Source organism: Mycobacterium sp., from assembly GCF_049683935.1.
Classification (GTDB): Bacteria; Actinomycetota; Actinomycetes; order Mycobacteriales; family Mycobacteriaceae; genus Mycobacterium.
The window spans coordinates 1-5030 of sequence record NZ_JBAUJR010000161.1 but is presented as its reverse complement, the minus strand read 5'-3'; the positions used below and the strand labels follow the sequence as shown (position 1 = coordinate 5030).

Below are 5030 nucleotides of genomic sequence, written 5' to 3'. Positions count from 1 at the left end.
CGCCCCGAGGGGCCTTGGCCGCGGGTGGGCCGACGACGGTGGTGCGGGTGCGCCGGCTCGCGGGCAGGCCCAACAGCCTCAGCCTCGCGGTCGGTGCCTACGTCGCCGCGGCAGCTGTGCTCGTCATCCCGACCGTCGCGTTGGCGGTTCCGTGGTTGACCGAGCTCCATCGGCTGTTCCTTGCCTGAGCGCCCGGAACGCACTGGGTGTTTGATGACTGAGAAGCTGTGCCGCCACAAGACATCGAAAGGGTTTCGTCTATGAGCTCGTCGCAGTCCCCCGCCACCGCGCAGATCGGTGTCACCGGTCTGGCCGTCATGGGATCGAACATCGCCCGTAACTTCGCCAAACACGGCTACACAGTTGCGCTGCACAACCGCTCGATCGCCAAGACCGACGCGCTGCTGGCCGAGCACGGCTCCGACGGCAACTTCGTCCGCAGCGAGACGATCCCGGAATTCCTTGCCGCGCTTGAGAAGCCGCGACGTGTCTTGATCATGGTGAAGGCCGGCGACCCGACCGACGCCGTGATCGACGAGCTCGCCGACGCGATGGAGGAAGGCGACATCATCATCGACGGCGGCAACGCCCTCTACACCGACACCATCCGTCGCGAGAAGGCGATTCGTGCCCGCGGCCTGCACTTCGTGGGCGCGGGCATCTCCGGCGGCGAGGAGGGCGCGCTCAACGGGCCGTCGATCATGCCGGGCGGGCCCGCCGAGTCCTACGAGAGCCTGGGTCCGCTGCTCGAGGAGATCTCGGCGCATGTCGACGGTGTGCCCTGCTGCACCCACATCGGACCCGACGGCGCAGGCCATTTCGTCAAGATGGTGCACAACGGCATCGAATACTCCGACATGCAGTTGATCGGCGAGGCCTACCAGCTGCTGCGCGACGGCCTGGGTAAGTCCGCGCCCGAGATCGCCGACGTCTTCGAGGAGTGGAACTCCGGTGACCTCGACAGCTTCCTGGTGGAGATCACCGCGGAGGTCCTGCGCCAGACCGACGCCAAGACCGGCAAGCCGCTGGTCGACCTGATCCTCGATGAAGCCGAGCAGAAGGGCACCGGCCGGTGGACGGTGAAGTCCGCTCTCGACCTGGGAGTGCCCGTCACCGGAATCGCCGAGGCGGTGTTCGCCCGCGCGCTGTCGGGTTCGGTGGCCCAGCGCAAGGCGACCACCGGACTCGCTTCAGGTGATCTCGGCCAGAAGCCCTCCGACGCCGCGCAATTCACCGAGGACATCCGCCAGGCCCTGTACGCATCGAAGATCATCGCCTATGCCCAGGGGTTCAACCAGATCCAGGCAGGCTCGGCCGAGTACGACTGGGGCATCACCCCCGGCGACATGGCGACCATCTGGCGCGGCGGCTGCATCATCCGCGCCAAGTTCCTCAACAGGATCAAGGACGCGTTCGACAACGACCCAGACCTGCCGAGCCTGATCGTCGATCCGTACTTCCGTGCCGCGATCGAGAACGCCATCGACAGCTGGCGTCGCGTGGTCGTCAAGGCCACGGAGTTGGGCATCCCGATCCCCGGATTCAGTTCGGCGCTGTCGTACTACGACGGGCTGCGCACCGAGCGGCTGCCCGCGGCCCTGACCCAGGGGCTGCGCGATTTCTTCGGCGCACACACCTACGGTCGGATCGACACCGATCCGGCCAAGAGGTTCCACACGCTGTGGAGTGGGGATCGCAGCGAGGTCGAGGCCTGACCGCGGTCGGCCTGAGAGGCGCAGTGCCACGATGAGGTTTCTGGACGGCCACGAGCCGCCGTACGAGCTGACCTACAACGACGTCTTCGTCGTGCCCAATCGCAGCGACGTCGCATCACGATTCGACGTCGACCTGTCGACGTCGGATGGGACCGGCACCACCATCCCGGTGGTCGTCGCGAACATGACGGCGGTGGCCGGTCGTCGGATGGCCGAGACCGTCGCGCGCCGCGGTGGCATCGTCGTACTGCCGCAGGATCTTCCGATGCAAGCGGTCAAGGAGACCGTCGACTTCGTCAAGAGTCGTGACCTGGTGGCCGATACGCCCGTGACGTTGTCGCCGGAGGCCTCGGTCTCCGATGCCTGCGCGTTGATCCACAAACGTGCCCACGGTGCGGCGGTGGTGGTGTTCGAGAACCGCCCCATCGGGCTGGTCACCGAGTCGGCGTGTTCCGGCATCGATCGCTTCACCCGGGTACGCGATATCGCTGCCACCGACATCGTCACCGCACCGTTGGGAACGGACCCGCGCGCGGTGTTCGACCTTCTCGAGCACGCGCCCTCGGGGATCGCTCTGATGACCGAACCCGACGGCACGCTCGCGGGCATCCTGACCCGCACCGGCGCGATTCGGGCCGGCCTCTACAGCCCTGCTGTCGATACGGCCGGTCGCCTGCGGATCGCCGCGGCAGTAGGGATCAACGGCGATGTCGCGGCGAAGGCCACCGCGCTCGCCGAGGCCGGCGTCGACGTGTTGGTCGTCGACACCGCGCACGGCCATCAGGCCAAGATGATCGACGCGGTCAAAGCGGTGTCCTCGCTCGGCCTCGGCCTGCCGCTGGCGGCCGGAAATGTGGTGTCGGCCGAGGGCACCCGCGATCTGCTGAATGCCGGCGCCTCGATCGTCAAGGTCGGTGTCGGCCCCGGAGCGATGTGCACCACACGGATGATGACCGGCGTCGGCCGGCCCCAGTTCTCTGCGGTGGTCGAATGTGCTACCGCGGCAGAGCAACTCGGCGGCCACGTATGGGCCGACGGTGGCGTGCGGCATCCGCGTGATGTGGCGCTCGCGCTGGCCGCGGGTGCATCCAACGTGATGATCGGATCGTGGTTCGCCGGCACCTACGAGTCACCCGGGGATCTGCTGCGCGATCGAGACGGCCGGCCGTACAAGGAGAGCTACGGCATGGCCTCCAAGCGCGCCGTCGCAGCACGCACGAGCGCCGACAGCGCGTTCGACCGCGCCCGCAAGGCGCTATTCGAGGAGGGCATCTCGACCTCGAAGATGAACCTCGATCCGTCTCGGGGCGGTGTCGAGGATCTGCTCGACCACATCACCTCCGGCGTGCGCAGTACCTGCACCTACGTCGGTGCGGCCACGCTGGCCGAACTGCACGAGAAGGTGGTGCTGGGGGTGCAGTCAGCCGCCGGCTTCGCCGAGGGCCACCCGCTGCCCACCGGTTGGTGACGGATACGCCAGCAGGGTGTCGTCGACGGTGACCCGGACCCGCTCCCCCGCGCTGAGGAACATCTCGCCGGGGCTGCGCAGCACCAGCGGCGTGCCGTCATCGAGTTCGATGTGCACGGCGGTCTCCGAGCCGTAAAAGCGATATGAGGTCACGGTCGCCTCGCAGGAGTCGCCGTCGGCCCGGCCGTCGGCGATCCGGACATGCTCCGGGCGCAGCACTACCACGGCAGGGCCATCGGGCACCGGGAGCTTGGCAAGGTGCGCACCGAGTGCGGTGTGCACCATGCCGTTCCGGGCCTCGCCCGTGAGTTCGACCGTCGCGCCGACGAACCGCGCTGCTGCCAGAGTGGTTGGGCGGGAATACAATTCGGCGGGTGTGCCGTGCTGGGTGACGCTGCCGTCCATCAGCAGCGCCACCGAGTCGGCCAGTGAGAGCGCCTCGGACTGGTCGTGGGTGACCAGCAACGCGGTGGTGCCGGCCGACCGCAGGATGGTGGCGATGTCTTCCCGGACCCGCTCGCGCAATCCCGCATCGAGCGCGGCGAACGGCTCGTCGAGCAGCAGCACCCGTGGCTCGGCGGCCAGCGCCCGCGCCAAGGCAACCCGTTGCTGCTGGCCGCCGGAGAGTTCGTGGGGGCGGGCGTCGGCCAGGCCCTCGAGTCCGACCACCTCCAGCCAGTGGCCCACCAGGGCGGCCGACTCGGCGCGACGGCTCCGATCGAGTCCGAAGGTGATGTTGCCGCCGACGCTCAGGTGCGGGAACAGGGCACCTTCCTGGGGCATCAGGCCGACCCGGCGCCGGTGCGCGGGGATCACGACACCGGGTTCGTCCGGGCTCTTGCGCACGACGACCTGGCCGCCGATGAGCACGGTGCCGGCTTCAGGCTCCTCGAATCCGGCGAGGATCCTGAGCAGCGTCGTCTTGCCGCAACCCGACGGCCCCAGGACCGCGGTGATCGTGCTCGACGGCATCTCGAGGTCCAACCCCCGCAGCACCGTGTGCTCGCCGAAAGTCTTGCGCACGCCGGTGATGTGAACGTCGGCGGTCCGGTCAGTCACTGCGGACCTGGCTGACGAGGTTGGCGCTCCACAGACCGAGAACCGCCGTCGGAATGGCGGCGAACACCACCAGGGCCGCGGCGTACGGCGCGGCCGCGGAGTAGTCGCTGACAAAACTGTTCGCCCACAGCCGGGTGGCCAACGTGTCCGTGCCGGTCGGCCGAAGTAGCAGCGTCACCGGCAACTCCTTCATGCACGTCAACAACACCAGGGCGGCACCCGCCGCGATGCCGGGAGCGGCGCCCCGGGCGGTCACGGTGAGGAAGGCCCGCAATGGGCCCCGTCCGAGGGAGCGAGCCACCTCTTCGAGGCGAATCGGTGCCGACTCCACCGCTGACCGGATCGACCCCACCGCGAGCGGAATGAACAGTACCGCGTACGCCAGGAGCAACAGGGGCTCGCGCTGGTAGATGGGGCGCAGCAACAGCACGCCCACTGAAACCATGGCAATGGCGACAACAATCGACGGCAGACCGTGCGAGATGTAGCCGGCGCCTTCGAGCATGCGGGTGGCGCGGGTGCGGTAGCGGGCGGCCAGCACCCCGAGCGGCATGGCGGCCAGGGTGCAGACCACCGCAGCACCCACCGACAGCCAGATCGTCGACGTCAGGGCATCGAACCAGCGTTCCCGGTCCCAGCGGACTCCGCCCGCCACCAACCAGCCGGTCAACTCCAGGAACGGGACGACGAGGGCAGCGAACAGGACGATCACCGCGGGCAGCAGTGCCGCGGCCCGCCACCGCCCGAGCCTGTTCACCGGGGCCGGTCGTGGCGCACCGGACCCGATC

4 protein-coding genes and 1 pseudogene are annotated in these 5030 nt (G+C 68.6%); 3 read left to right on the top strand and 2 right to left on the bottom strand.

Features of this window, described 5'->3' with window-relative positions; genetic code table 11:
• The 3 genes and pseudogenes from WA965_RS09350 to WA965_RS09340 form a co-directional block, all read left to right on the top strand.
• Positions 1 to 188: pseudogene (locus tag WA965_RS09350) on the top strand (M56 family metallopeptidase); the annotation flags it as partial.
• 72 nt (positions 189 to 260) lie between these two features.
• A complete protein-coding gene (gene gnd / locus WA965_RS09345) occupies positions 261 to 1715 on the top strand; it encodes an NADP-dependent phosphogluconate dehydrogenase (protein ID WP_526303043.1) in 1455 nt (484 codons plus the stop codon).
• A 31-nt stretch (positions 1716 to 1746) separates the two neighbouring features.
• Positions 1747 to 3183, top strand: coding sequence for a GuaB1 family IMP dehydrogenase-related protein (locus WA965_RS09340; RefSeq protein ID WP_526303044.1), 1437 nt, complete (start codon positions 1747 to 1749; stop codon positions 3181 to 3183).
• On the opposite strand, the gene WA965_RS09335 is transcribed toward WA965_RS09340, so the two are convergent.
• Both WA965_RS09335 and WA965_RS09330 read right to left on the bottom strand, forming a co-directional pair.
• Complete coding sequence (locus WA965_RS09335) at positions 3136 to 4242, bottom strand: ABC transporter ATP-binding protein (RefSeq protein WP_526303045.1); 1107 nt, start codon at positions 4240 to 4242, stop codon at positions 3136 to 3138. The two genes, WA965_RS09340 and WA965_RS09335, sit on opposite strands and share 48 nt — an antisense overlap.
• A partial coding sequence (locus tag WA965_RS09330) for an ABC transporter permease (protein ID WP_526447403.1) occupies positions 4235 to 5030 on the bottom strand: 796 nt, incomplete at its 5' end. The genes WA965_RS09335 and WA965_RS09330, both read right to left, overlap by 8 nt.